This window comes from Ochrobactrum sp. 19YEA23 (genome assembly GCF_029909865.1).
Classification (GTDB): Bacteria; Pseudomonadota; Alphaproteobacteria; order Rhizobiales; family Rhizobiaceae; genus Brucella; species Brucella gambitense.
The window spans coordinates 333,949-360,567 of sequence record NZ_JASAMQ010000003.1; the positions used below are offsets into that span (position 1 = coordinate 333,949).

The following is a 26,619-nucleotide window of genomic DNA, read 5'->3' on the forward strand; positions in this document are numbered from 1 at the left end:
CGAAATGAGGAATACATGACGATTGAAGCCAAAACCAAGGAAACTGCAACGCCGCGCATCCGTCTCGGCATGGTTGGCGGCGGAGCGGGGGCCTTCATTGGCGGCGTGCACCGCATGGCGTCACGGCTCGACAACCGGTTCGAACTGGTTGCGGGCGCACTTTCCTCATCGCCGGAAAAGGCGCAAGCCTCAGGGCATGAACTGGGACTAGCGTCGGACCGTATCTATTCGGACTTCCGGGAGATGGCGATCCGTGAAGCGCGATTGAAAAATGGCATTGAAGCCGTTTCCATCGTGACACCCAACCATGTTCACTACGAAGCCGCGAAAGAGTTCCTGAAGCGCGGCATTCATGTCATTTGCGACAAGCCCCTGACTTCCACGCTGGCCGATGCCAAAAAGCTGAAAAAGGCTGCGGATGAGAGTGGCGCACTGTTTGTGCTGACCCACAACTATACGGGTTATCCGATGGTGCGGCAGGCCCGCGCCATGGTGGAGAGCGGCGAATTGGGCGATCTGCGCGTCGTGCAGGTAGAATATGCGCAGGACTGGCTGACGGAAGCTGTTGAGGCCACCGGCGCGAAGGGCGCTGTCTGGCGCACCGATCCGGCCCAATCCGGCCTTGGAGGCGCCACGGGCGACATTGGCACCCATGCCTTCAATCTGGCCTCCTTCGTGACGGGACTGACACTCGATAGTCTGGCCGCCGATCTCGACAGTTTTGTCGCGGGGCGTCGTCTTGATGACAATGCGCATGTGATGCTGCGCTTTGCGGGCGGCGCGAAAGGCATGCTCTGGTGCAGCCAGGTGGCACCCGGTAACGAAAATGCGCTTCGCCTTCGTGTTTATGGCACTAAGGGCGGCATTGAATGGGCGCAGGAAGATCCAAACCGGCTGTGGTTTACGCCATTCGGCGGTGAGAAGCGGCTCATCACGCGCGGCGGTGCGGGGGCCGGGCCGGAGGCGGCACGGGTGACGCGTGTGCCTGCCGGTCATCCGGAAGGCTATCTCGAAGCTTTTGCGACGATCTATACCGAAGCGGCCAATGCTATTGAGGCGCATCGCGAAGGCAAAAAACCTGACAGTGCAGTGATTTATCCAACCGTTGACGACGGGCTGCTGGGCGTGAGCTTTATCGACGCCTGCGTGCGGTCGGCAAAGAGAAATGGCGCCTGGGTTAATCTCTGATCGACATGAAAAATTAAGTGGAGCGGCCGCGTTGCGGCCGCCTCTGCCGTGAAAAAACCATTTTAATTGCATGTTTCTAAGTAAACGCTTGCGAAGGCGTGTTGGTCATATTGATCTGCCCGCCTTGCGGCAGGTCTCGCACAGAGTCGCTTGAGACATACGCCATGCAGAAATTCCGTCCCACAATCGCCAGCGGCCCATTGTGCCTTCTGACGGTGCTTTACGTTTTCATCTTCACCAATGCTTCATTCTGGCACGCAATTGGTGCTTATTACGCCGATGCGCCGTGGAAACTGGCTGGCATTGCAGTCGCACTTCTGCTGCTGCATACCGCACTGCTTCTGATCTTTTCGGCAAAATATGTCATCAAGCCGATCCTGATCCTGTTTGTCCTGATCGCTGCCGGCGGTTCCTATTTTACTGATACATTCGGGACGATCATCGACAAATATGTGGTCGAGGCCGCGCTGACGACCACGCAGGCCGAGTCCGGTGCGTTGCTGACGCCGAGCTTCGCCTGGCACATGTTGCTGTTCGGTGTCGTGCCGTCCTTGCTGATTATCTGGGTGCGGATCAGACATCGTCCTTTGCTGGGCAAGGTGGCGGTGAATACCGGCATAATCTTCGCCTGCCTCGCGGTGTCGATTGCCATATTGGGCGCGAACTATGCAGCCTATTCGTCGATGTTTCGCGAGCACGATGCCGACATCATGCAGAAGCTGATGCCGGGAACGCCGATAACCAGCACGGTTCAATATGTGGCGCATACGATCAAGAACCGGGACATACCGATGGAGCCGCTTGGACTGGACGCCAAGCAAGAGGTTACGCAGCTTCCAGCCGGCAAAAAGCTGCTGACGGTTGTGGTCGTTGGAGAAACTGCGCGCGCCCAGAATTTCAGCCTCAACGGTTATTCGCGGGAAACCAATCCGGAGTTGAAGCAGCGCAATGTCGTTGCGTTCACCGACACGACGAGTTGCGGGACGGAAACCTCGGTTTCGGTGCCCTGCATGTTCTCGCCTTTCACGCGAGAAGAGTTTTCCAACACCAAGTTCCGTGGTTCTGAAAATCTGATGGATGTGCTGCAACATGCGGGCGTGCAGGTGTCATGGTATGAAAACAATACCGGCAGCAAAGGCGTTGCCGAACGTATCAAGCTAATCGACCTGCAAAACGCCAAGGACACCCGCTATTGCGATGGCGGCGAATGTATCGACCAGATTCTGGTCGATAGTCTGGGCAAGGAATTGAACGACCTTACCGGCAACGCCACCATTGTCCTGCATATGACGGGCAGCCATGGACCGGCCTATTACCGCCGCTATCCGGAAGAATTTGCGAAGTTCAAGCCTGATTGCCGCTCAAACGACTTTGCCAAGTGCTCGCATGAAGAGATCGTCAATGCCTATGACAATTCGATCCTCTATACGGATCACATCCTGTCGGAAGTCATCGATCTGCTGAAAGCGCATGAAGACAAGTTCGCTTCGTCGATGATCTACATGTCCGACCATGGCGAGTCTCTTGGCGAGGATGGCCTCTATCTCCATGCCGCGCCCTACTTCATTGCGCCATCGCAGCAGACCCATGTGCCATTCATCACGTGGTTTGCGCCGGAATATGCGTCGGATACGGGGCTCGACCTCGATTGCCTGAAGAAGACGGTTGCTGAACCATCGTCGCATGACAATCTGTTTCATACCGTGCTTGGTATGATGCAAATAAAGACAACGGTTTACGATCAAAAGCTCGACCGCTTTGCTGCCTGCCGCACGCCGCATAGCGTGGCGTTGAACTAGACCCAAAACCCCGCCGGAAAGGCGGGGGTTTGTTTGGTTCTATCGGGTCAGACGTATCGATTGACCACGTTTTCCAGATATTCCTGACGACCGGATTTCGGATGCGGATTGATATCTTGCGCTTCAACGGCGGCTGTTATCTGTTCCAGAGACATGTCGTCGAGCAGCTTCTTGCCGAAGTCGCCGTTCCAACCGGCGTAGCGTTCTTCCAGCGGCGTTGAAAGCGCGCCGTCTTCAAGCATGTGCGCAGCTGCCTTCAGTCCGCGCGCGCAACAATCCATGCCGCCAATATGTCCGATCAGCAAGTCTTGCGGGTCCAGCGACTGGCGGCGCAGCTTGGCGTCGAAATTGGTGCCGCCTGATTTGAAGCCGCCGCCCAGAAGCACCTGATAATAGGCCAGCGCCATTTCCGGCACATTGTTGGGAAACTGGTCGGTGTCCCAGCCCGACTGGTAATCATTGCGGTTCATGTCGATTGAGCCAAGAATACCGAGCGTGCGCGCCAGCGCCAGCTCATGCTCGAACGAGTGTCCGGCAAGAATAGCGTGACCCTGTTCGATGTTCAGTTTCACTTCGTTTTCGAGACCATAGCGTTTCAGAAAACCGTAAACAGTCGCCACATCGTAATCATACTGATGCTTGGTTGGTTCCTGCGGCTTTGGCTCGATCAGTATCGTACCCTTGAAGCCGATCTTGTGCTTGTACTCGACAACCAGATTGAGGAAACGTCCCATATGGTCGAGTTCGCGCGACAGATCGGTATTGAGCAGGGTTTCGTACCCTTCACGACCACCCCAGAGCACATAGTTCTGGCCGCCAAGTCTCATTGTTGCGTCGATGCAGGTCTTGACCGTGGCCGCTGCAAAGGCAAAAGCTTCCGGGTCGGGATTGGTCGCCGCGCCAGCCATATAGCGGCGATGCGAAAAGAGATTGGCCGTTCCCCAGAGCAGATTTATGCCGGTCTCGGCCTGCTTTTTCTCAAAAATATCAACTATTTCATTGAGATTTCTGGTGTTTTCCGCGAAGTTCTTGCCTTCAGGGCGCACATCGGCGTCGTGAAAGCAGTAGAACGGCGCGCCAAGCAGGGAGAAGAACTCGAAGGCCACATCCGCCTTGAGCTTTGCCGCCTTCATATCGTTCGAATACCAGGGCCGTTCAAAGGTGCGCCCGCCAAAGGGGTCTCCGCCTTCCCAGGCGAATGTGTGCCAATAGGCAACCGCGAAACGCAGGTGATCTTCCATGCGTTTTCCAAGCACAATTTCGTCAGGATTATAGTGACGAAATGCCAGCGGATTGTCGCTGTCTGGACCTTCAAAACGCACTTTCTCAACGTCACCGAAAAATCCGGTTCCCATATTCATCCTCCCATTTTGTCTCGATATAGAGTTCTAGCCAGCCAGTGAATGCAGGGCCGGGTAGAGCGCGCGATAGCGCTGATAGGCTTCGTCATAAGCGGAGAGAAGCGCCTGTTCGGGCTCGATAGTGCGCGCTGTGCGCGGTGGCGTGCAAATCATAAACGGATCGGCCCCGCTGGCCGCGATCAGCCCCAGACGCGCCGCGCCGAAGGCCGCGCCAAAGTCGCCTTCTTCCGGCAGGGAAATTGGCGTGTTCAGCGCTGTTGCAATGGATTTCAGCCAGTAGGCGGAGCGGGAACCGCCGCCGACCGCGATCAGCGAATGGATTTCGGTGCCGGCCGATTGGAGCGCAACGAGACAGTCGCGAATGGCGAAGGACACACCTTCCAGAACGGCCTGTGTCATGGCATTTCGGTCGGTTTCATGTTCCAGCCCGTTAAAGCTACCGCGAATTTTCGCGTCATTGTAAGGCGTGCGCTCGCCCGACAGATAGGGCAGGAAGGTCACGCTACCGGGTGCCTTGACTGTGTCGCCCAGTTCCTGATCAAGAACATGTGGTGTCGCGCCAACGACGCGCGCGAACCAGTCAAGCGCGCTTGCTGCCGAGAGGATGACCCCCATCTGGTGCCATGTGCCGGGCAGCGCGTGGCAAAAAGCATGGACGGCGCTTTCCGGCTTCGGCTGATAGGCGCCATTGGCCGCAAACAAGACGCCGGACGTGCCAAGCGAGACGAAGGCATGGCCGGGCTTCACCGTTCCCATGCCGCAAGCAGAAGCGGCATTGTCTCCCGCACCGCCAGCGACGACGGGGCGACCGTCGATACCCCAACGCGCCGCCAGTTCGGCACGCAGTTGCCCGGTGGCGTCGCTGCCTTCCGCAAGCCGCGGCATGTGGCTTTCGGTCAGTCCGGTCTTTGCAAGCAATTCGGACGACCAGTGACGGCCACCGGTGTCTAGCCAACTCGTTCCGGCTGAATCCGACATGTCTGATACATGTTCGCCAGTTAGCCAGAGGCGCAAATAATCCTTTGGCAACAGGATCTTGCGCGTCTTGGCGAAAGTTTCTGGTTCATTGCGGGCAACCCAGACCAGTTTTGGCGCGGTGAAGCCCGGAAAGACGATATTGCCAGTGATCGCGCGGAAGGCCGGATCGGCATCAAGTTCGGCGGCCTCATGATAGCTCCGCGTGTCGTTCCAGAGGATGCAGGGGCGCAGCACCTGATCAGTCTCGTCCAGCAATGTTGCGCCATGCATCTGGCCAGAAAGGCCGATGCCTTTGATGGCTGCGAATTCTTTCGGATATGCGCGCCGTAAGGCATCGATGGCGGTTTCAGTGGCGCTGATCCATTGGGAGGGATTCTGTTCGCTCCAGCCTGCATGCGGGCGAGATACGTCCAGTTCGCCATGCGCTGAACCGACAACCCGCTGGCTGTCGTCGATCAGTAGCGCCTTTACGCCGGATGTTCCAAGATCGAGGCCGAGATACATGGGAGCTCCTGTCGGAAATTCATGATGGCAGGCGGTTCAGCAGAACTGCGGCAGGTTATCTTTGAGAAAGATTTCGATACGAATATGTTCCTGCCCCGCAATGATCGGCAGCCGGTCTGCTGAGGCTTTCAGGATGCGAATGGCGCTGCGGATTTCATGTCCGGCATCCTGTGCCAGAACGCCATGCACCAACCCTTGTTCAAGCGCCTGCGAGGTCGCGTCATCGCGCTCATGGGCAATCACCAGAGGGCGCTTCCCGTCGTGGTTGGCGAGTGCGCGAAGCAGGCCGCCATTGCCTGCGCCGAGGCTGTAAATGCCCGCAATATCGTTGCGTTCGCGCAGCAGGGTACGCACCAGTTTCTCCACCCGCGCATCTTCATCGAGGCCTTCAAGGGCGGGGAGGATGGCGCGCCCGGGAAAGTCGCCTCGCATGGCGGAGGTGAAACCATCGAAACGTTCGAGGTGATCGCGCACTTTCAACGAGCCGGTCAAGATAGCAATCACGCCCTCGGTACCATTTGCAAAAAGACCGAGAAGACGGGCCGCAGTGCGCCCCGCGGCTGCATTATCCACGCCGATATAATGTTCACGCGTTGAGTGGCCGAGATCGGAAACCAGCGTCACAGCATGCACACCGCTTGCGCGCAGCCGGTCGCAGGCAGCCCGAACCGGATCGGTGTCGAGCGCGACGAAAGCCACGCCATCCGGCTTGCGAAGGGCGCTGCCATCAAGAGCGGCGACTAGCGCAATCTCATCAAATGCGGGGACCAGTATGAGATTGATCGAAACACGCTCAGCCAGCGCGCGTTCGGTCGCAATGACGATCTCTTCGCGAAGGCTCAGCATGAAAGTGTTGTCATTGTCGGGCACAATGAAGTCGAACTGATAAAGTCGGCTGCGCGCCAGATTGGCGGCTCCCACATCGCGGACATAGCCAAGCGTATTCATGGCGTCCGTCACCCGCTCGCGGGTTTTGGAGCGGACGCCTGGACGGTCGTTCAAAACGCGATCAACCGTGGCAAGGCTGACGCCCGCAGTGCGCGCTATATCATGAACGGTGGGTTTCATTCCTGCTCCTCTACACAAACCATAGGAGCAAAAATGAGGTACGTAAATCAAAAAATTTCAGTCACGATTTTCGCTGCGATATCAATGGGGTTTGGCGGTGAACTCATACGGCGTGCAGCAGAATCGGCGAAGCGTTGACAAAGGAAAGGGCGGCCTTGGCCGCCCGATCCAATAGCTTGAAATCAGTCCCAGTAAGGGCGCGGTCTGTGACGCGGTGGACGGTCCCGATATTCGTCGCGCCAATGATGACGACGCCAGTCTCTTGGCGGCGGACCCCAGCCCCAGCGTGGTGGAGGGGGCGGTCCCCAACCCCAACCTGGAGGAGGCGGTGGTGGGCGGCGATAACCGGGAACGCAAACGCCGTCATAGGTCATGCGCCAGCCGCGACCACAGCGGTAATCGGCCTTTTGCACCAGTCCTGATTGCACTGTTGCTTGCAGATTGCCAACGGGATTGGCTTCGGCATTAAAGGCGAACGCGGCCAGTGCCGCAGCTAAAGAAAGTACCGACACTCTCATGCCGTTTCTCCATATCGTTTAACGGCCTCAGTCTGATCTTGCATTGGGGACTATTCGCGGCAGCTAAAATCAATTTGCCTGTACGGCGGATATAATCGCGCTACCAGTCAGCCATATCACTATTGGCCGCCCAATCGCTTCATCGTCTTTTTCAGAGTGGAAACGCTCTGATAACCCGCTTCAACGCTGGCAATAGCAAGCGGCATGCCTTCTGCGCGTTTGCGCATCACATGGGATACGCGCAGACGCTGCCGCCATTCGACAAAGCTCATACCTGTCTGGAGACGGAACTTGCGCGTCATGGTGCGACGGCTCATACCGACTTCATCCGCCCAATCATCGATGGTGAGGTCGAGACCCGGATTGTCGAGAAGGCTGCGGCAAAGCTTGCGCAGTTGCTTGTCGGTCGGGAGCGAGACGACATAGGGCTGCTCTTGCGCAGAGCGAACCTCATCCAGAATAAGTGCTGTGAGATGCTGACCGCGTCCGTTTTCATCATAAAGCACCGGTTCCTCGGCCAACGCCTGCACGCTGGCATCCAACAGGGGAGAAACTTTCAGAACGCGCGTCGGCTCCCAGTGCTCTCGCAATACCGATTCTTCGATAAAGACGGCGTGCATTTCCACTTCGCCATAAATGTCGACAGTGTGCGGCACATCGGGCGGCAGAAGCACGGCATAGCCGCTGGGCAGCATGAAAGCGCCATCTTCTGTCTGCGCCGTCATATAGCCACTATTGCTATAGAGAAGTTCGCCGCGCCGGTGACTATGCCAACCGGACGAAGCGCTTTTCTTATAGTCGCGCCGCATCACCGCCAACGGGCGTGCAATGTCCTGATAGTCGATGGCGTGTTTCGGTCGCGCGCGGATTTCCATTTTGGCCCAATTTGACTGAAATTGTCATATTTAAATGGAATTGCAGAATTTTGACCCGAATGCAACTCAGATTGGCCTGACTCACCAAACAGTCCCGAATATATTCGCTCGCGCAACGTATTGATATGTGTGAGTAAATTAGAATTATTCTGAATTCTGGACTTGCGCAACAATAAAAAATAATCGCTATAGCCGCTGCTTTGACGGGCCGCGGGCAGTAGCCGTTTTGCAGGAAACGGCAGGAGAACAGAGTTGAAGACGAGCAGGGACACCGTGCGCAACACAGATCGCATTCACAACAGCAGGCACGCCGGATCGCTGCTCAAAACCGTGCTTCTTGGAAGCGTGGCGCTTGGCGCCGTTGCGGTTCCGGCGATGGCGCAGGATACGGGCGTCATTCAGCTTAACACCATCGAAGTGCAAACTTCCGGTGACAAAGGGCCTCGCGTCCCGGTTAAAGGCTACATTGCCGAATATAGCCGCGCAGCCACAAAGAGCGATACGCCAATCCGTGAAACACCGCAGTCGATCTCCGTTGTCACGCGCGACAACATGAATGATCGCGCTGTTTCGTCAGTGAGTGAAGCGCTGCTTTACAGCGCTAATGTGAACGGTCAGCGTTATGGCGCGGATGTGCGCTCCGATTACTATACCATTCGCGGCTTTCCGGCTGATCTCTATCTGGATGGTATCCGCATTCCGCAGATCGCCAACCAGACCGGCGGCTATTCGGGCTTTGTGGTCGAGCCCTATTCGCTCGAAAGCGTGGAAGTTCTGCGTGGTCCAAGTTCAGCGCTGTTCGGTCAGAGCAATGTCGGCGGCATCGTCAACATGGTCAGCAAGCAGCCGCAGGCCGAAGCGTCCAATGAAGCCTATCTGCGTGGCGGCAGTTTTCAGCGCAAGGAATTCGGCTTCGATCTGACCGGCCCGATCAACAACGATCCGCGTTTCACCTATCGCCTGAACGGCATGATCCGCGATGCCGATACGTCCTATGATCTGGGCAAGAACAACCGTATTTCCATCAATCCGAGCTTCGCCTGGCGTCCGGATGCGGATACCAGCCTTGTCGTTTCCGGCGGCTATCTGAAGGATGATCTGGGGCAGGCGGGTGTGATTGTTCCGGCCTATGGCAGCGTACTGCCGAATCCGACCGGACAGAGCATTCCGCGCGATTTCACCGACGGTGATCCGCGCAGCGCGACCTATAAGAAGGAAATCGGCTATATCGGCTATCAGTTCGAGCATCGTTTCAACGATACGTTCACGCTGCGCCAGAACTTCCGCTATTCGCATCTGAAGACCGATTACCGCAACCTCTTTGCAGGCGTGCTGCCAACCAGTGGCTGGAACGGCAAAACGCTGCCGCGCACCAATTATCTGGCCCAGCCGGAACTCGATGCCATCGCCTTCGACACGCAGCTTGAATCGCGCTTCGATACAGGTCCGCTGGAGCACACTTTGCTCGTCGGCGTCGATCAGCAGTGGCAGCGTCTCGACAATTATACCGGCTCGGCGACCGGTCCGTCGCAGGACTTGTTCAACCCGACCTTCAATCAGCCGCTGACGCCCGTTAAGGCCACGACGCGCCTTCTCCAAAACCAGTATCAGACCGGCATTTACGTGCAGGATCAGATCGAGGCTGGCAATCTGCGCGTGACGCTTGGCGGTCGCAAAGACTTTGTGAAGGTTGATTCCGAGCAGACGACGCTCTCGTCGGGCCGCACTGTCGACTACGAGCAGGACCCGGAAAAGTTCACGGGCCGTGCGGGCGTAGCCTATGTGTTCGACAGTGGCTTTGTACCTTACGCGCTTTACTCGACGTCCTTCCTGCCGACGCTGACGCTGGCGGATACGCCGCTCAAGCCGACCACTGGCACGTTGAAGGAAGTGGGCATTAAATACGCCCCGGAAGGCGCGAATTACAGCGTAACGCTTTCGGCTTTCGAAGCTGAACAGCAGAATGTCGTCAATCGTATTTCCGGCGTCTATTACCAGACGGACGAAGTGCGGGTGCGCGGCGTCGAGCTGGAAGGCACCGCGCAATTGTGGGATCGCCTGAACCTGACGGCTGCCATGAGCTTCCAGGACCCGGAAGTCAGCGAAAGCCAGACCCCGGCACAGGTTGGCAAACAGCCTTACACGGTACCGAAGGATCAGCAGTCACTGTTCGTCAGCTATAACGTGCCGTTGCCGGACAGCCTCAAGGGCGATCTCGTCCTCGGCGGTGGTGTGCGTCGCATCGGCAAGACCGCTGGCGATACGCTGAATACGTTCTTCGTGCCGTCCTACACACTGGTTGATGCCTTCCTGCGCTATGATCTTGGCAACTATCGCCTTCAGGTGAATGCCTATAATCTCGGCGACAAGAAATATGTGGCAGGCTGTAATTCGACCAGCCAGTGCTATTACGGGCAGGGCCGCTCCATCGTGGCGACAACGAGTGTGAAATGGTAGTGAGTTTCTCACGACGTGAATTTCTTGTGGGGGCGGCTTTGGCCGCCCTTACGTCTTCCGTGCGGGCTGAAGCGTCGCGCAAGATCGTAACCCTTGAATGGGCGGAAACTGAAATTGCGCTTTCACTCGGCATTCGCCCGCTGGGCGTCGCCGATCTGGCGGGCTATCGCCAGTGGGTCAATATCCAGAATGATGGGCTTGCCGATGCGACCGATGTCGGTGGGCGGCAACAGCCGAGCCTCGAAGCGCTGACGCGGCTGAAGCCGGACTTGATCCTGACATCCGCGCTGCGCCACAAAGCGATTGCCGAGCGTCTCAAGGCTATTGCGCCAACGGTGCTGCTCGACGGCGCATCCAATAGCGCCGATCTGTTTCAGGATATGAAATCAAATCTTGCGATCGCTGCAACCGCTCTGGAGCGCGAGGCGGAAGGCAAGGCCGAATGGCAGTCTTTCGAGGATGGTTTGTCAGCGGCGCGAACGAAACGATCCAGCCCGCTGCCTGTCGTGATTGCGCAGCCATTGCCGGGCGTGGCGCGATTGAGAATATTCACGACCAATTCGGCAGTGATGAAAACGCTGGTGCAGGCTGGTTTCTCGGAAGCGGTTGATGGTGGCGTGCAGCCGTTTGGCTTTACGACCTTTGGGCTGGAAGAGCTTGCGTCCCTCAGCTCGGAAACGCGGCTTTGCCTGTTGGATGAAGCGACGCCAAAGGAATTGACGGAAAGCGCTATCTGGCCGGTCCTGCCGGTAGTCAGCGCCGGCCATACTTATCATCTCGGAGGTGATATCTGGCCTTTTGGCTCGACGCGCTCCATGGCGCGGCTGGTCGAGCGTACCTTATCGGCGCTCACCGCCTGATGCATAAAAAAAGCCCCGGTTAAACCGGGGCTTTGTTGTTTCAGGCAACGGCGCGGGCGCATTCGGCGAGAATGCGCAGCACTTCGGCACGCTCCTCGATTTGCGGCATATGTCCGCAACGCTGGAAGATATGCACGCCGACTTTTCCGGGCAGGCCATGCGCATGGCTGACGGGAATGACCCGATCTTCTCCACCGAAGATAAGCCGTACGGGGATTGGCAATCCGGCGATAGCCGACCGGACGTCGAAGGTCTGGGTGCTGTCCGTGAAGAACCGTTCCGCGATGGCGTTTTGTGCGGCACGCAATTCAGTATCCGCGGCTTGAGCAACCGTGGCATTGATGAACGGCCGCGTAAGCAGGCTTTCGTCGCTGACAAGGAGCTTAAGCCATGGCGTAATGCTCGCCTCGCTTTTGGCGGCGATCAGGCCCTTGGTGAAGGCGCCGTTGATCTCGGGGCCGAGACCGGCAGACGAAATCAGCACCAGCGAGCGTACATCGACGATGCCGCGTGCCGCAACCGTTGCGGCAACGCCGCCACCGAAGGAATGGCCGCCGAGCAGGCAGGCATTAACGCCAAAGGCGGCAAGTGTGGCTTCAACAGCTTCAGCAATCGCATCAATGCAGTCCGGCACGCTGCGCGTGGACGCTCCATGACCGGGAAGGTCAAGCGCCAGAACCGGGTGGCCGAGTGTCGCCCCTGCAAGCAGACCGCGCCACGAATTGAGATCGGCGGCGAAGCCGTGGATCAGGACAATCGGCAGTTTTCCGGCTTCGCCTTCACGCAGCCAGACGGCATTGAGCGGGCCTGCGGAACCTGCGGAAAAAGTCGCCACAGGCTTGGACAGCGAAGCCGATACCGGGGCCGCAGGCTGTGCCGTTGCGACAGCAGTCGGGGCAGAGCCGATCTTCGCCTCGACATCCTTTTTCTGCACGCGTCCCTTGGGGCCGGAACCCGCAATCGCCTCCAGATCAATACCGGCTTCGCGAGCCAACCGACGTGCAAGCGGCGTTGCACGCACGGCTGTTTCCTGGGCGGTAGCGCCTTGGGAAGCAGAAACGACCGGTTCGACAGGTTGGAGGGCATCCTCCCGAACCGGTGCTGGCGCGCTCTGCGGGGGCGCAGGCTGCGCATCGGCGGAGAGCCCAACTGATGGTGGTGCTTTGCGCTCTTCGCCTTCTTCATAAATCCAGGCAACGGCCTGACCGACTGGCACAACAGTGCCTTCGGCGGCTGCCACATCACCGAGAATGCCGCTGGCCGGGGCGTCCACTTCCATGGCTGCCTTGTCCGTTTCGATCTCGAACAGGAGCTGACCCTTCGTGACGGTATCGCCATCCTTGGCGTACCAGCGCGAAATCTGGCCGGTCTCCATATCCATGTCGACTTTCGGCAGGATGACTTCCACTGCCATGGTCAGCGCACTCCCTTGGCAAGGTCGCGGGCGCTCTTGAGGATGTCGGGCACCTGCGGCACGGTCGCGCGTTCCAGATCCGGGTTGTACGGGATTGGCGTTTCTGCGCCACCAAGACGCACGATGGGGGCGTCGAGATAATCGAAAGCATCGCTTTCAGCGACAATGGCCGAGATTTCTGCGCCGATGCCGAGCGTTTTCACCGCTTCATAGACGCAAAGCAGCTTCGAGGTTTTCTTGACGCTCTTGATGATCGTGTCGCGGTCAATCGGGCGCACGGTGCGCAGATCGATGACTTCGACGTCGATGCCTTCCTTGGCCAGTTCTGCCGCTGCATCCAGTGCCTTGTGCACCATGATGGCGGTCGCGACGATGGTCAGATCGCGGCCTTCGCGCACCACTTCGGCCTTGCCGATTGGCACGGTGTAATAGCCTTCCGGCACTGGGCCCTTCATCTTGTAGAGCAGCTTGTGCTCGAAAATCATGACCGGATCTGGGTCTTCAACAGCTGCCAGCAGCATGCCCTTGACGTCATGCGGCGTGGACGGCTGCAAGACTTTCAGACCCGGCACATGGCCAAGCCAGGCTTCGAGGCTCTGGCTGTGCTGTGCGGCAGCACCCGTGCCGGAACCGGCGGGAAAGCGCATGACCAGCGGCACCGAAACCGCGCCACCCAGCATGTAGCGAATTTTTGCGGCCTGATTGACGATCTGTTCCATGGCCAGTGCAGCGAAATCGGAGAACTGGAATTCGAAGATCGGGCGCATGCCGGTCAGCGCCGCGCCGACGGCGACGCCAGCGCCGCCAAGTTCGGAAATCGGTGTGTCCATGACGCGGTCTTCACCAAAGCGATGCACGAGATCGCCGGTAACCTGAAACGCGCCGCCATAGACGCCGATGTCCTCGCCCATCAGGAAAACGCGGTCGTCGCGCTCCATGGCAATCGCCATGGCTTCCTGAATGGCTTGCGAATAGCTCAACTCGCGGATTGTGGTGTCCATGATCAGATTTCGTCCGTATATACGTCGCGGGTCAGGTTGGTGAGGTCCGGAGAAGGGCTGTTCTTCGCGAATTCAATCGCGTCGGCGATTTCCTTCTCGACATTGGCCCGAATGGCTTCGATCTCCTTGTCGTCGATCACGCCATAAGCCTTCAGATCAGCCTCAAAATGCGCGATAGGGTCGCGATTATTCGCCCAATCCTCGATCTCTTCCTTGGTGCGATAGCGGTTGCGGTCGCTCTTCGAATGACCGCGCAGTCGGTAGGTCTTGTTCTCGATCAGCGAAGGGCCTTCGCCGCGCCGTGCGCGTTCCACCGCCTCGTTGATGGCCTCGGCCACGTCCGAGAGGTTGTTGCCGTCCACGACCTTGCCCGGCATGTTGTAGGCCGAGGCACGGTCCGCGACATTGGCCACCGCCGTTGAACGCTTGGTTGAAGTGGACATCCCATAGCCGTTGTTTTCGCAGACGAAAACGACCGGCAGCTTCCAGACGGAAGCCATGTTGAGCGCTTCATGGAATGCGCCTTCATTGTTGGCGCCATCACCGAAGAACGACACGACAACCTTGTTGTTCTTCTGCTTCTTGGCGGAAAGGGCTGCACCGACTGCAATCGGAATACCGCCGCCGACGATGCCATTGGCGCCGAGATTGCCCTTGGAAACGTCAGCAATATGCATGGAGCCGCCGCGGCCCTTGCAATAACCGGTTTCCTTGCCGAAGAACTCGGCAAACATGCGCTTCACATCTGCGCCCTTGGCGATGCAATGACCATGGCCGCGATGGGTCGAGGTGATCATGTCATCTTCGGTTAGCGGCAGGCAGGAACCCATGGCGCTTGCTTCCTGTCCGATGGACAGGTGCATTGTGCCGTGAATAAACCCCCGCGTGTAACTTTCTTCCGCGCCTTCTTCGAAGCGGCGGATGAGATACATCTTGTGCAGCGCTTCCTTCAGCTGTTCCGGAGAATAGGTGCGGAAAGCGAAGGGCAGGTTGTGGCGATCTGCGGCCTGCGCATCAATCTTTCTGGCTTGAACCATGGTGCGGCTCCTTATGCTCCGTAAACGAGCTTGTCCTGGCGGGCGCGCAGTTCGGCAATCTTCGAACCCGGCGCGACGGCTGCATTGTCATAGGTGATGAGTTCGCCCTTTTTGATCGGCTTCGTCACGCTGCCGCCCTGAAGAAGGCCGCAAGGGATGGCATGCGCAGTGCGCGCTTCGCCAGAAGTCATGATCCAGGCGCGGTAGCAATATTCGCCGATGGCATCGAGCTTTTCGCCCGGCTGCATATCCTTCTTGGCGACAGCGCAGACTTCGGCAACGGGCTTGGCCAGCGGCACCATATCCGGCTTGCCGTAAAGAACGACGCGGGCGCAGGTCAGCGGAACTTCGAGCGAGGTCAGGTGATATGGGCGGTGGAAGGTGAAGTATGGGCCCTTGCCCATTTTCAGATCTTCCATACGTTCGGAAATGCGCGGATGCGACATGTCGGCGACAACGAAGACGCCGGGCGCAACACCCTTGCCGATGGAATAATCCACCACGCCGACCTTCGACAGCACGCCGCCATCCTTTTCCGGAATCAGCGTTTTGTTGAGCTGGTCGAGCGTTGCGGCAGGGCCATGCATGCCTGGCTTGTCGGGCACAAGGCCGGTAGCATTGGCGATGGCAGCCATTTCAACCATGGTCTTGGAGCCGTCGACGAACTCAACCAGCATACGCACATTCATGTTGCGGCGCTTGGCTTCTTCCAGATAATCATCGGGAATGGCGTCGATATTGAGCGGGTTGTTCTTGCCCTTGCCAGCGGCAACGATGGGGTGCCCCATGGCGGAAACGAATTCGATCAGTTCCATGCAGGAAGACGGCTCGTCGCCAGCGCCGAGCGAATAGGTAACGCCCAGACGGTCGGCCTCAGCCTTGAGGTAAGCGCCGATGGTGACGTCGGCTTCGACATTCATCATAACGAGATGCTTGCCATGTTCCATGGCGCGCAGACCGATTTCCGCGCCGACAGCGGGAACGCCAGTGGCGTCGATCACAACATCGATCAGGTCATTTTCGAGGATCAGATTGGCATTGTCTGTAACGGCGACCTTGCCGCCTTCCATGGCCGAGGTCAGTTCGGAGGCGTTCGAAACTTGCCTGCCGTGACCTTCTTCCTGATAGGCGATGTCGACTGCTTTCAAAGCGTTTGGAACGCGCAGTTCGGAAATGGCGCCAATCTCGATGCCGGGCATATGAGCCACGCGCGTCACAATATCGGTGCCCATTTCGCCGGAGCCGATCAGCCCGATACGGATCGGCCGCCCGCTGTCCGCACGCGCCTGCATATCACGTGCCAAGCCCGTCAACGCCACATTCGTCGCCATCTTTTCCTCCTGATGTTCCTCCAGGCGCCTTCACGCCTCTCTTCCTATACCCGATAATGAACATTTGTTTCCAAGTCAATACGAGTGTACATTTAACACATTCGTCGGACCTGTTATTCCTTACCGTGCTTTAGCGCTTGTGAACAAACATTGGTCTGATATAAAAAACAAATGTTCTGCCCGGTGTTTCAAAATGCAACACAACAAAATCATTGTGGGGGCATGCGGTGCGGAACTTGATACAAGCGTTCGAACGGCCTGGCATTCGTTGGGAATGACTGGGGGAGGAGAAAACTATGGACGCATTTCTAAGCGGCCTGAAATCTGCCATCGATACGTTGGGAGCGACGGTCCTGCTCCCCATCGTCATTTTCATTATTGCCGTGGTTCTTGGCGCAAAGGTGGGCAAAGCCTTCCGTGCGGCCGTCACTATCGGCGTCGCCTTCATTGGTATCAACCTCGTGCTGGGGCTGATGTTCACCTCCATCGGCGAGGTGGCTCAGGCCATCGTTACCAATACGGGCATCAAGCGCGACATCGTTGATGTGGGCTGGCCTTCGGCTGCCGCCATCGCGTTCGGTTCGTCCGTCGGTCTCTGGGTGATTCCGGTCGGCATTCTGGTCAATATCGTGCTGCTTTTGATGCGCTGGACCCGCACGCTCAATGTCGACGTGTGGAATTTCTGGCACTTTGCCTTTGTCGGTTCGCTCGTCGTCGCCGCGACAGACAATCTGGCTTACGGCATTATCGTTGCAGCTCTTGTTGCCGCTCTGTCGCTTCTGTTCGCTGACTGGTCGGCACGCGCCGTGCAGCAGTTCTACGGCGTTCCGGGCGTTTCGGTACCGCATCTGGCATCGGCACAGATTCTGCCGATCGCTATCGTACTCAACTGGATCATGGATCGCATTCCGGGCATCAACAAAATCCATATCAGCACCGAAACCATCGAGCGCCGCTTCGGTGTCTTCGGTGAGCCTGTGGTTCTGGGCCTGATCATCGGTCTCGTGCTCGGCCTTATCGCTTTTTACAATGCAGGCGATTTCGGCCATGTGCTGGCCAAGGTGCTCGGCACCGGCATGACCCTTGCCGCCGTGATGCTGCTTCTGCCGCGCATGGTCAAAATCCTGATGGAAGGCCTGCTGCCGGTTTCTGACGCCGCACAGGAATTCGTGCGCAAGCGCACCGGCGACCGCGAATTGCTGGTTGGTCTCGATTCGGCAATCCTGATCGGTCACCCGGCTGCAATCTCGTCGTCGCTGATCCTCGTGCCTATCGCGATCATCCTGTCGGTGATTCTGCCGGGCAACCGCGTCATCCTGTTCGCCGATCTTGCGGTTATCCCGTTCATCGTCGCCATGACTGCGCCGCTGTTGAAGGGCAATGTGTTCCGCATGGTTGTTGTTGGTACGGTAACGCTCGCCATCGGCTTCTATGTGGCCAATGCGCTGGCTCCGCTGTTCACGAGTGCTGCCGTTGCGTCCGGCTTTAAACTGCCGGAAAACGCGCTGCAGATCACTTCTGTTGTCGACGGCTTCCTGTGGGTGCCTTATGTCATCATCGCCGCAATCCAGTGGTTGGGCGTTGTCGGCATTGCGGCTCTCGCAGTTGTCATCGCAGTGCTGTTCATTCTTTATCGTCGCAACACCGATGGTTGGGAACGGGCAGCCGGTGCAGAAGACGAGCCAGCCGAGCAGAACAACTGGTAAGGCGCAAAAGCAATACTGGCCGCATACCGGAAAGGTATGCGGCTATCTGAAATGGAGGATGGAATGGCGAACGGCCTGATGGCTTTTCTCGACCCTGAAGCGATAGAGCTGCAGAGCGAGGCCAAAACCAATGAGGAGATCATCCGTGTTCTGGCGGCAAAGCTGGAACGGCTGGGCTATGTAAAGCCTAGCTATGCGGATGCGGTCGTGAAGCGGGAACAGACCATGCCAACCGGTCTGCCGCTGGAGCGCGAAGAAAACGTCGCCGTTCCGCATACTGATCCTGAGCATGTCCTGAAAGCGGGCATCGCTTTCGCTACGCTGAAATCTCCCGTCATCTTCTCCAATATGGAAGATCCGGAAGAGGAAGTGCCTGTCGGGTTTGTTTTCCTGCTCGCCATCAATGACAAGGACAAGCAGATCGAGACCTTGCAACAGGTTATGGCGACGATTCAAAATGAAGACGCGCTCGAGAATTTGAAGAAAGCGCGCACGTTGGGCGACGTGGAAGCCGCGCTCGGTTAACCGGAGGAAACACAATGGCCAAAATGAAAACGATTCTCTTTGCCTGCGGCACCGGCGTGGCAACATCCACCGCTGTGAATGCTGCCGTCACCGAAGAAATGAAAAAGCGCGGGCTGACCTTCAACGCTCAGCAGGCCAAGGCTACCGAAGTGCCGTCTCTGGCTGACAATGTGGATTTTATCGTCTCGACGACGCCGATTTCTGCCTCAGTTGAAAAGCGGGTGATCAAGGGTCTCGCTTTCCTGACCGGTATCGGCAAGGACAAGGTTCTGGACGAAATCGAGGCCGAACTGCGCAAGTGATTTCGCCGCGGCGACCTTTCTCGAATTGGATAGAGCGCTTTCGTGTAAGGTCACGAAAGCGCTCTATCTGTTTGTATTATCTGTATTTCGCGCTTCAGTTCAAAACAGAATGACCGATGCGACGAAGCATTTCGGCAGCACTTTCCTCGTCGGTGATGAAAACCGTGGGACGCAGAAGCTTCATCGCGCCGAGTAGCGCTTCAATCTTTTCCTTGCCGCCGGATGTCAGGATGCGTTGCTGTGCATTCTGCAAGCTTTCGATACTGGCGGACATGACGCGTTCGTGGACAGGATCGTCGACGATACGGCCATCGGCATCGTAGAAGTGGAACAGAACGTCACCGACAGCGCCATTGGCGAGCAGTGACAGCTTTTGGTGGTCATCCACGAGCCCCACGCGGTACGACGTGCTGCTGGCTGTTTCGATGCCGCCGATGCTGAGAAGCACCATGTCGAGATCTTCGGCCATGTCCAGAACCGTATTGAGGCCGCAGCGCTCGATAAGCGCGGTGCGGGTCTCTTTGCTGTCCACAAGGGCAGGCGCTGGGATAAGGTAGCCTTCGCCCTGGAACATCTGCGCGAACTGCCAGGCAAACTCCGGAGGGTTGGAGCGTCGTGGCTGCACAATGCCGCCCAATAGCGAAATGACCTTCAGATCATTGACCGGGCGCGAGCCGATATGCTGCAAGGTGCTGGACAAGGTGCGACCCCAGCCGACGCCAATGCGCATGCCATGCTGGATTTTTTCTGACAGATAGGCGCCTGTCGCAGCACTGATCGGGGGAATCGGGTCGGTCTCGGCAGAAGACAGGGGCGCGACAATGGCCTGTTCCAGCCCGAATGCCTTTTCAAGTGCGGCTTCCAGCGCGGTCAATGCGGAAAGCTTGCCTTCGATGGTGATCTTCACCTCGTTGCGGGCCCGGGCATCGGCGAGGAGACGCACGATGGTTACGCGGCCGACACCCAGCGCATCGGCAATATCGCTCTGGGTCATCTGCTCGACGTAATACATCCACGCCGCACGGGTTCTCAGGCGGCTGGTGCGGTTTTCCGCTGCAACGCCTTCGGATCCTACCAGAAGGTCGTTGGTTTCAGCTGCGCTGCGTTTCCCCTTGGCGGTCTTTTTCAAATCGATTCCCCAAAATTCTTACAGTTTGCGTCTTTGTGATATGGAACCTATTGCTTTTCCGGGACGAGGAAAACAATACTTCTTTTGTATCGGTTAAGATACGATTGTTGACCTCGCAGGGAGGAATGGATCGGTCATGCTGCGCACACTTTCTGATGAAATCGCTGTCAGTCTGAAAGACCGTCTGCGCGACGTGCGGTATGTGATCAGGCGCGCCCGGCAAACTGCGCGTGCGCCCGAAAACAGCCTGCCTGCACCGGAAACACTTCTGGGCCATGCCGCAGGTGTGATGGATACGGCGCTGACCGCTGCCGAAGCAATCTCGATTTCGTTCATCTCGTCCGAACCGGCCAAACATCATGGTGCGCCGCAGATGCGCAGCCTTTTCTTCTATTTTGGCACCGGCGCGGAAGGCGCACGCGGTTTCCGTAGCGATATGTATTATTTCCTCAAGGGAACGATGCGCCGTTACGGACTCGAAAATGCACTTATCCACGAAGCGGTTTTTTCCGTGATCCACGGGCGTCTGCTGCGCAAACACGCAGACGTTCTGCGCGATACGGAAACGGTTGCGCAGGCGCTGACCGCGCTGTTTCTGGAATCTCTGGACGAAAAGCCTGTTCGCTCGATGTCGTCGGAAGCCTCATGCGATCCGGAAAATCTGCGCAAGGCGGAAGTGATCGGGCTCGCCGCCGCTTGTCTGTCCTGCGGGCTTGCGACTGTAAAGCCTGCGGACCTCGCCGATATCGATCCGCTGGAAAGCGTGTTCATGGTGCTGGAAGCACGTTATGAGCGGCTGGTGGATGCGGCAGAGACCCGCGACGCGAAGAAGCTCGAAACCCTCTTCGCGACGCTGATTGCTCATCTACCTTAATTCGCCGAACAGGTCGGCGATGATCTTCTTGGCGCGGGGAATGGAAGCCGGGCTCATGCTGAGCTCGGTCAGTCCCATGCGGAGAAATTCCGGAATCAGATCCGGCTTGCCTGCCGCTTCACCACACATGCCCACCATGATGCCCGCCGAGGTGGCCGCTTTTGCGGTCATTTCGATGGCCGCCATCACGGCTGGATGATGCACGTCGTTCAGCTTTGCCACCGTCGGGTTGAGCCGGTCTGCCGCCATCACATATTGCGTCAGATCGTTGGTGCCGATGGAGAAGAACGCGGATTCCTTGGCCAGTTGATCGGCGGCAAAAACCGCTGCCGGTGTTTCGATCATCACGCCCAGTTCAAACGTGCCATATGACTTGCCTTCCGCTGCCAACTCGCGTTCGCATTCGGCGATCAGCACCCTTGTCGCCCGGATTTCCCCAATATCGGAAACCATCGGCAACATGACTTTCAGATTGCCATGCACGGCAGCGCGAAGCAGGGCGCGTAATTGCGGCTTGAACACCTCCGGGCGGTCTAGGCACATGCGGATGCCGCGCCAGCCGAGGAACGGGTTTTCCTCTTCCGGAAACTCGATGCCAGCGACGGGCTTGTCACCGCCGATGTCGAGCGTGCGGACAATGACGGACTGTGGTGCAAAAGCCCGCAGAAGCGCCGCATAGGTTTCCATCTGCATGTCTTCAGACGGCAAATGGATATGCTTCATGAACAGAAGTTCGGTGCGGAAAAGGCCGACGCCCATCGCGCCCGCCGTCTGGGCGGCCTCGATTTCCTCCAAAGCGCCAAGATTGGCAGCAACTTCAATCGTCACGCCATCGGTGCGGCGTGGGGTGTAATCACGATACTTGTCCAGTGCACGCTGTTCTTCCGTGGCCTTTGCAATGCGGTTTTCAATATCAGCCAGAACGGTCGCATCCGGGTCGTGATGAACAATACCGGCACTGCCGTCAACGGCGACCTTGCGTGCTGTCTTCAACGTGTGAACGGCGTCGCCAAGCCCAAGCACCGCCGGGATTCCGTGCGTGCGTGCAATGATGGCGACATGCGAGGTCGCACCGCCATGGCCGCAAACCACGCCGCGAATGCGCTTCAACGGTGCGCGCGCCAGATCCCACGCGCCAATGTCTTCGGCAATCAGAATGGCACCATCCGGCAGTCCGTCGAGGTTGAGGTCTTCCTGGCCGAGCAAGGCGAGGCATATCTGGCGGCTGATCGCATGCACGTCATCAGCGCGGGCATTCAGATAGGGATCGTCGAGGCTTGCAAATTGCTGGGCGACCGTCGAGGCGGCACCGAGCGTCGCGGAAACGGCATCCATGCCACCGCGAATGAGCGCGAGCGCTTCGTCCCGCAGGCTGTCGTCGGAGGCAATGTCCTTCAAAGCGGCAACGATGCCGCGATCACTTTCGGCGAGATCACCGCGCGCGAGCGAATGTTCCATCCGCGCCTGAACGGTCGCGACAGCGGCCTCGTAACGGCTGATTTCCGGTCCGATTTCGTCTGCTGCCAACTTGCCGGTTCCCGGCGTGATTTCGGCAGGGAAAAATGGAAATGCCTCACCAAGCGAAAGACCTTCGCTGGCGGCAACGCCTTTGATCTGCCCTTCCGGCAACGATGTAATCGCAACGTTTGCAACACTTGCAACCGGCGCGACAATGACGGGAGCAGCTTCTGTTGCCACGGCCACAGCCGCGCCTTCGCTTTCCTCAAGCCCGGCACGCGGGTTTTCGAGATAGCCGATCAGCGCTTCAAGCGCCTCGATTGCGTCGGCTCCTTCGGCGCGTACGGTAACTTCGTCATTTTCCTTTACGCCGAGCAGCATGAGTTTGACGGAGCTTTTCGCGCTCACGCTTTTGCCGCTCTTTGCGATCTCGATATTACACTCGAACCCCTTGGCGAGCTTGACGAAACGGGTTGCGGGGCGCGCATGCAGCCCTTCATGCACCCGGACGATGGTGGAGCGTTCCATTTGAGAGCCTTGGATCATGAATGCTTCTTGAGATCAGTCGCTGATGACGATCGTATGTCCTTCGCGCAGCACGGCAACCAGAGCGGCGCCATCAACTTCGCTGGCACAGATTTCGCCCGGGCGATCGGTCGAGTCGGCGCCGGTGAACGATATCACCACGTGACCGATGTCACGCACTTTCTGCCAGGCGCTTGTTCCGACAGCCGTGATGCGTGCCGTCAGGTCGCCAATGGCGATAAGCGCGCCAACCGGCGGTGCGGATTCCTGCGGGCCGTCTTCGACAGCGTGCATCACCGAAACTTCCGCCAGCTCGGGCGGGGAGCCCTCGGCAAACAGGATCAGAACGCCGCCTTCGGCGAGATCCGCCACTTCGGGTCCGATTGCGGTGATCCGTGTCTTGAGATGTATCGCCATGGCGGCAGTCCTTTTCAATTTCACTAAAACGACACCCTCCAGTAAATGGGGAGATGAGGATGTCGAATATTGGGAGGAACGGCTCGCCGCATCAAAACGGCGAGCCCGTTTGCGTCAAAGCACGGCGAGGCTGACGAGCCAGGCGATGAGCACCGAAACAGGGCCCATGATCTGGCGGCTGATCAGGATCGCAGGCACGCCGATTTCAATAGTCTTCGGCTTGGCTTCACCGAGCGCCAGACCCACCGGCACGAAGTCGCAACCGACTTGCGTGTTGTAGGCGAAGAGCGCGGGCAGGGCCATTGCCGGAGCGATGGTGCCATTGGCAATTTGCGGGCCGATGATTGCCACACCCACCACCTGCGCGATGACCGCGCCCGGTCCGAGAATCGGAGACAGGAATGGCAGGCCGCAGATGGCCGACAGAACGAGCAGGCCGACGATGTTGTTGGCGAGCGGTCCCATTGGCTGGGCAAGAATATCGCCGATGCCGGTGTAAAGGATGAGACCGATCAGCATCGTCACGAACGCCATGAATGGCAGAACGTTGCGGATCACCTGATCGATGGTGCGGCGACCGGCATTGAAGAAAATGCCGACGACACGACCCATGGCGCGACCAATGCGGCTGATAAAGCCGACAAGGCCGCCATCGTTCGACGTATCAACAGGTGCTGCCGGTTTTTCTTCGTCCTTGGCAGCTGCAGCTCCAATGGAAACAGCGGCGGCCGGAGCCTCGGAGCCATCGGCAGGAACAACATTTTCTGATTTCACGCCAGAGACATAAATGTCTTCGGTGATGAACTGCGCCAGTGGGCCCGATTGGCCGACGGGCGTCAGGTTGACGGTCGGGATGCGCTTGCGCGGATAGACGCCGCAACGTGCGGTGCCGCCGCAATCGACCACCACAACGGCCATTTCGCTTTCGATGGGCGGCGCGCGGAAACCGTCTACGGCTTCGCCACCGGTCATTTCGGCGATCTGCTTGGCGAGCGGATGAATGCCGCCGCCGGTCACGGATACGATTTTGTTGCGCTGCTCGGTCGGCTGAATGACGAGCGGGCCGCCCCAACCACCGGAGCCGTGAGAAATTTTGACTGACTTGTAGGTCTTGGCCATGATGTCCTCCCGCGCGCCTTAGAGCTCGACGCCCTGACGGCGCGCCATGATGGCGGTGATGCGTTCGGTGAGCATGCCCTTGAGCAGGATCACGACGAGGCCGACGAGGGCGTACCAGATGGCCACATTGATGTGATATCCATTGGGCACGGCACCCTTCTTTTCCAGCTCAAGCAGAGCCACGAGCACACCGCCCCAGACGAAATATTCGCCGGGATTGATATGCGGGAACAGGCCAAGCGGCGGATGCACATAGGACACTGCCGCGTCGTAGAAGGCAGGCTTATGCTTTTCCTCAAGGAACGAACCGAAGGTATAGGCCATCGGGTTGGTCAGGAAGAACACCGACAGAACCGGCAGAACCGTATAGCGGGTCAGCGCGATGCGGCCCGCGCCCTGTGCAAGACCATGCACGCGCTTTTCGCCAACCAGTTCGGTGATTGCGTAGAAGGCGGTCATCAGAACCACCAGCGTCGGAATGATGCCGGTCACAAAACCGGAAAACACTTCGCCGCCCTTCTGGAAGATGCCGATGAAGTGCTTGCCGATAGAGGCAAGCCAGCCCAGCTGTTCTTCCTGCGTGACGTGTTGCAGACGTTCCTTGAACTGATCGACAGTCAGATTGTCCGCGCCAGTCGCCTGTGCAAGCTGCACAAGGTTATGGCTGCCGTGTTCGACGGCAACCTTGCCGTGAAACACCGCGTCCGTTGCCATATTGGCTGCCATCTGGCTGGCCACATGCAAGGATTGTAAGGTCGTATCGGCGCCTTGCGCCAGCATTGCAGCTATAGACATTTCTCCTCCTCGACGCCCGTCCTCGTCGGGCGATACCCCTTAAGCATTTCCACCCGCCAGGACATTGGAAGTGCTCTATGTGTTTGTTTTTAATCACTTCCAGATTGGTCACGCTCTCAGGCGTGAGTCAGTTTCAGTCCTTCGAGAGACGTGCCGTCGGATTGTTCCCTGATGCGGTCGATCTGGTCCATCGCCTGCTTTGCAGCAGTGTTGACGGGCGATTTTTCGAGCGCTTCCTGTTCGCGCCGCAAGGCGTTGAGCGACATGCCCTCATACGCTTCCTGCCGCTTGAATTTCGCAAACACGGTTCGCCCGCTCATTTCCAGGAAACGGCGGACTTTCAGGTCGCGGTCGACCACAATCATGACAATGACGCCTTTGCCGAAGCGCCCGCGCACATGGCCCGCACCGACGAATCCGTCAGAGTAGCGGGATGTGACGCCTTTCAGCACGTCGGAGTAATGGCGCATCTGAAACCAGACGCCCAGCGACTGGACTCCCCATAAAAGAGCCAAAGCCAGTAAAGCCCATTGCCAGATAGCCATTTTCTCCTCCTCCACCGGAGGCTTGATGCGTCTTCAGGCGCCTCCAGTCCCCGTCTCTTCACAGAACATTTGTTTTCTTAAATGTCAATATGTATAATTATGAGGCGAATATCGATGGAAGGATAAGCTGACAACTGTAGTGGTTTCGCATATGGTCTGTCGGCGTTGGAGGCGTGGAATATGGATTTGCTTTTGAAGAACCAGATGGCATCGATGCCGGACTTGCGACGCCGCTTGCGGCAGTTGCGCTGGTTCAGGGCGACGTTTCGCAAACACGCCAGCCTTCTCCACGATGTTTATGGGGTCGATTACGATATCGACGAGCAGAAACTGACGGAAGCTTTTCTGAACTGGGTTGAGCTGGTTGAGCAGAACAAGCGTTATGCCAAGGTGGACCGCAAGGATTTCATCACCTTTGCCGCCGGTCTGGTTCTGCGTGAATTGATCCGCCTTTCGCCTGCCAGAGCGCTATCGATCCCCAAGGCAACCGAGGGTGAGAGCACGCCGCAGCACGACATTATCGCCTTCTGGCCAGAGGGCTTTCTCTACACCAACTACTGCATATGCGCGATTGCTGCTGTGCAGGAGCAGGAATTCGGCGTGGCACAGGATATCGACGCCTGTGCGGACGATCTGCGGACCTGGTGGTCTTATCGGGAAAACGTGGCCGATATGCCGGGCTATGCCATAGCCTTCCTCGACAAGTTTCTGGGCGGTGAGCCCAACTGGGTCATGCCCGATCTGGCGTCCGCCCGCGTGGCGGTTCAGCGCGCGCTAGGCGCGCAAAATCCGTCAGGCGCGATAAAGGGTTAGCAATTTTGACAATCCAGCCC

24 protein-coding genes are annotated in these 26,619 nt (G+C 58.0%); 9 read left to right on the forward strand and 15 right to left on the reverse strand.

Features of this window, described 5'->3' with window-relative positions:
* The first annotated feature begins 15 nt into the window (after window positions 1–15).
* Both QBD01_RS10540 and QBD01_RS10545 read left to right on the forward strand, forming a co-directional pair.
* Window positions 16–1,188: a Gfo/Idh/MocA family oxidoreductase gene (locus QBD01_RS10540; RefSeq protein ID WP_280992741.1), complete on the forward strand. Its 1,173-nt coding sequence runs from the start codon at window positions 16–18 to the stop codon at window positions 1,186–1,188.
* 164 nt (window positions 1,189–1,352) lie between these two features.
* Window positions 1,353–2,987 carry a phosphoethanolamine--lipid A transferase gene (locus QBD01_RS10545; RefSeq protein WP_280992742.1) on the forward strand — a complete coding sequence of 545 codons (1,635 nt, stop codon included), beginning with the start codon at window positions 1,353–1,355 and terminating at the stop codon, window positions 2,985–2,987.
* Between the two features lie 47 nt (window positions 2,988–3,034).
* On the opposite strand, the gene xylA is transcribed toward QBD01_RS10545, so the two are convergent.
* From xylA to QBD01_RS10570, 5 genes are all read right to left on the reverse strand, one after another.
* Window positions 3,035–4,342, reverse strand: a complete 1,308-nt coding sequence (gene xylA, locus QBD01_RS10550; RefSeq protein WP_280992743.1) for a xylose isomerase — start codon at window positions 4,340–4,342, stop codon at window positions 3,035–3,037.
* A gap of 33 nt (window positions 4,343–4,375) precedes the next feature.
* The gene (gene xylB, locus QBD01_RS10555) at window positions 4,376–5,830 is read right to left on the reverse strand and encodes a xylulokinase (RefSeq protein ID WP_280992744.1); all 1,455 of its coding nucleotides are present in this window, start codon (window positions 5,828–5,830) and stop codon (window positions 4,376–4,378) included.
* Window positions 5,831–5,866: 36 nt separating this feature from the next.
* Entirely contained in the window at window positions 5,867–6,898 is a 1,032-nt protein-coding gene (locus tag QBD01_RS10560) for a LacI family DNA-binding transcriptional regulator (protein WP_280992745.1), read from the reverse strand.
* Between the two features lie 182 nt (window positions 6,899–7,080).
* Window positions 7,081–7,416, reverse strand: a complete 336-nt coding sequence (locus QBD01_RS10565) for a hypothetical protein (protein WP_182520624.1) — start codon at window positions 7,414–7,416, stop codon at window positions 7,081–7,083.
* A 119-nt stretch (window positions 7,417–7,535) separates the two neighbouring features.
* Entirely contained in the window at window positions 7,536–8,291 is a 756-nt protein-coding gene (locus QBD01_RS10570; RefSeq protein ID WP_280992746.1) for a helix-turn-helix transcriptional regulator, read from the reverse strand.
* A gap of 252 nt (window positions 8,292–8,543) precedes the next feature.
* Here QBD01_RS10570 and QBD01_RS10575 point away from each other — a divergent pair, with 252 nt between their 5' ends.
* Window positions 8,544–10,748, forward strand: coding sequence for a TonB-dependent siderophore receptor (locus QBD01_RS10575; protein WP_392391371.1), 2,205 nt, complete (start codon window positions 8,544–8,546; stop codon window positions 10,746–10,748).
* The gene (locus tag QBD01_RS10580) at window positions 10,742–11,608 is read left to right on the forward strand and encodes an iron-siderophore ABC transporter substrate-binding protein (protein WP_280992747.1); all 867 of its coding nucleotides are present in this window, start codon (window positions 10,742–10,744) and stop codon (window positions 11,606–11,608) included. Before QBD01_RS10575 ends, QBD01_RS10580 begins: the two co-directional genes overlap by 7 nt.
* A 40-nt stretch (window positions 11,609–11,648) precedes the next feature.
* Here the strand turns inward: QBD01_RS10580 and QBD01_RS10585 are convergent, their stop codons facing one another.
* The 4 genes from QBD01_RS10585 to QBD01_RS10600 are packed head-to-tail and all read right to left on the reverse strand — an operon-like array spanning window position 11,649 to window position 16,391.
* Complete coding sequence (locus QBD01_RS10585; RefSeq protein WP_280992748.1) at window positions 11,649–13,022, reverse strand: acetoin dehydrogenase dihydrolipoyllysine-residue acetyltransferase subunit; 1,374 nt, start codon at window positions 13,020–13,022, stop codon at window positions 11,649–11,651.
* A gap of 2 nt (window positions 13,023–13,024) precedes the next feature.
* On the reverse strand, window positions 13,025–14,023 hold the full coding sequence (locus QBD01_RS10590; protein WP_078340327.1) for an alpha-ketoacid dehydrogenase subunit beta: 999 nt from the start codon (window positions 14,021–14,023) through the stop codon (window positions 13,025–13,027).
* Between the two features lie 2 nt (window positions 14,024–14,025).
* Window positions 14,026–15,060, reverse strand: a complete 1,035-nt coding sequence (locus tag QBD01_RS10595) for a thiamine pyrophosphate-dependent dehydrogenase E1 component subunit alpha (protein ID WP_078340328.1) — start codon at window positions 15,058–15,060, stop codon at window positions 14,026–14,028.
* A gap of 11 nt (window positions 15,061–15,071) precedes the next feature.
* The gene (locus QBD01_RS10600; RefSeq protein ID WP_280992749.1) at window positions 15,072–16,391 is read right to left on the reverse strand and encodes an NAD(P)H-dependent oxidoreductase; all 1,320 of its coding nucleotides are present in this window, start codon (window positions 16,389–16,391) and stop codon (window positions 15,072–15,074) included.
* Between the two features lie 296 nt (window positions 16,392–16,687).
* Between QBD01_RS10600 and QBD01_RS10605 the strand changes: the two genes are divergently transcribed.
* The 3 genes from QBD01_RS10605 to QBD01_RS10615 all read left to right on the forward strand — a co-directional run bounded on the left by QBD01_RS10605 (window position 16,688) and on the right by QBD01_RS10615 (window position 18,924).
* Complete coding sequence (locus QBD01_RS10605; RefSeq protein WP_078340330.1) at window positions 16,688–18,097, forward strand: PTS galactitol transporter subunit IIC; 1,410 nt, start codon at window positions 16,688–16,690, stop codon at window positions 18,095–18,097.
* Window positions 18,098–18,160: 63 nt separating this feature from the next.
* Window positions 18,161–18,622, forward strand: coding sequence for a PTS sugar transporter subunit IIA (locus QBD01_RS10610; protein ID WP_182520618.1), 462 nt, complete (start codon window positions 18,161–18,163; stop codon window positions 18,620–18,622).
* 14 nt (window positions 18,623–18,636) lie between these two features.
* Window positions 18,637–18,924 (forward strand): PTS sugar transporter subunit IIB, encoded by a 288-nt coding sequence (locus QBD01_RS10615; protein ID WP_151589104.1) that lies wholly within the window; start codon window positions 18,637–18,639, stop codon window positions 18,922–18,924.
* Window positions 18,925–19,018: 94 nt separating this feature from the next.
* On the opposite strand, the gene QBD01_RS10620 is transcribed toward QBD01_RS10615, so the two are convergent.
* Window positions 19,019–20,053 carry a sugar-binding transcriptional regulator gene (locus QBD01_RS10620; protein ID WP_280992750.1) on the reverse strand — a complete coding sequence of 345 codons (1,035 nt, stop codon included), beginning with the start codon at window positions 20,051–20,053 and terminating at the stop codon, window positions 19,019–19,021.
* Between the two features lie 136 nt (window positions 20,054–20,189).
* Here QBD01_RS10620 and QBD01_RS10625 point away from each other — a divergent pair, with 136 nt between their 5' ends.
* Entirely contained in the window at window positions 20,190–20,927 is a 738-nt protein-coding gene (locus tag QBD01_RS10625; protein WP_280992751.1) for a hypothetical protein, read from the forward strand.
* Here the strand turns inward: QBD01_RS10625 and ptsP are convergent.
* From ptsP to QBD01_RS10650, 5 genes are all read right to left on the reverse strand, one after another.
* A complete protein-coding gene (gene ptsP / locus QBD01_RS10630; protein WP_280992877.1) occupies window positions 20,919–22,913 on the reverse strand; it encodes a phosphoenolpyruvate--protein phosphotransferase in 1,995 nt (664 codons plus the stop codon). The genes QBD01_RS10625 and ptsP overlap by 9 nt on opposite strands.
* Window positions 22,914–22,946: 33 nt before the next feature.
* Window positions 22,947–23,327 (reverse strand): PTS glucitol/sorbitol transporter subunit IIA, encoded by a 381-nt coding sequence (locus QBD01_RS10635; protein WP_182520838.1) that lies wholly within the window; start codon window positions 23,325–23,327, stop codon window positions 22,947–22,949.
* Between the two features lie 114 nt (window positions 23,328–23,441).
* On the reverse strand, window positions 23,442–24,446 hold the full coding sequence (locus tag QBD01_RS10640) for a PTS glucitol/sorbitol transporter subunit IIB (protein ID WP_280992752.1): 1,005 nt from the start codon (window positions 24,444–24,446) through the stop codon (window positions 23,442–23,444).
* An 18-nt stretch (window positions 24,447–24,464) separates the two neighbouring features.
* The gene (locus tag QBD01_RS10645) at window positions 24,465–25,241 is read right to left on the reverse strand and encodes a PTS glucitol/sorbitol transporter subunit IIC (RefSeq protein WP_182520614.1); all 777 of its coding nucleotides are present in this window, start codon (window positions 25,239–25,241) and stop codon (window positions 24,465–24,467) included.
* A 116-nt stretch (window positions 25,242–25,357) separates the two neighbouring features.
* Entirely contained in the window at window positions 25,358–25,786 is a 429-nt protein-coding gene (locus QBD01_RS10650; protein ID WP_280992753.1) for a transcriptional regulator GutM, read from the reverse strand.
* Window positions 25,787–25,966: 180 nt separating this feature from the next.
* On the opposite strand from QBD01_RS10650, the gene QBD01_RS10655 reads away from it, so the two are divergent.
* On the forward strand, window positions 25,967–26,599 hold the full coding sequence (locus QBD01_RS10655) for a hypothetical protein (RefSeq protein ID WP_182520613.1): 633 nt from the start codon (window positions 25,967–25,969) through the stop codon (window positions 26,597–26,599).
* Window positions 26,600–26,619: the final 20 nt, after the last annotated feature.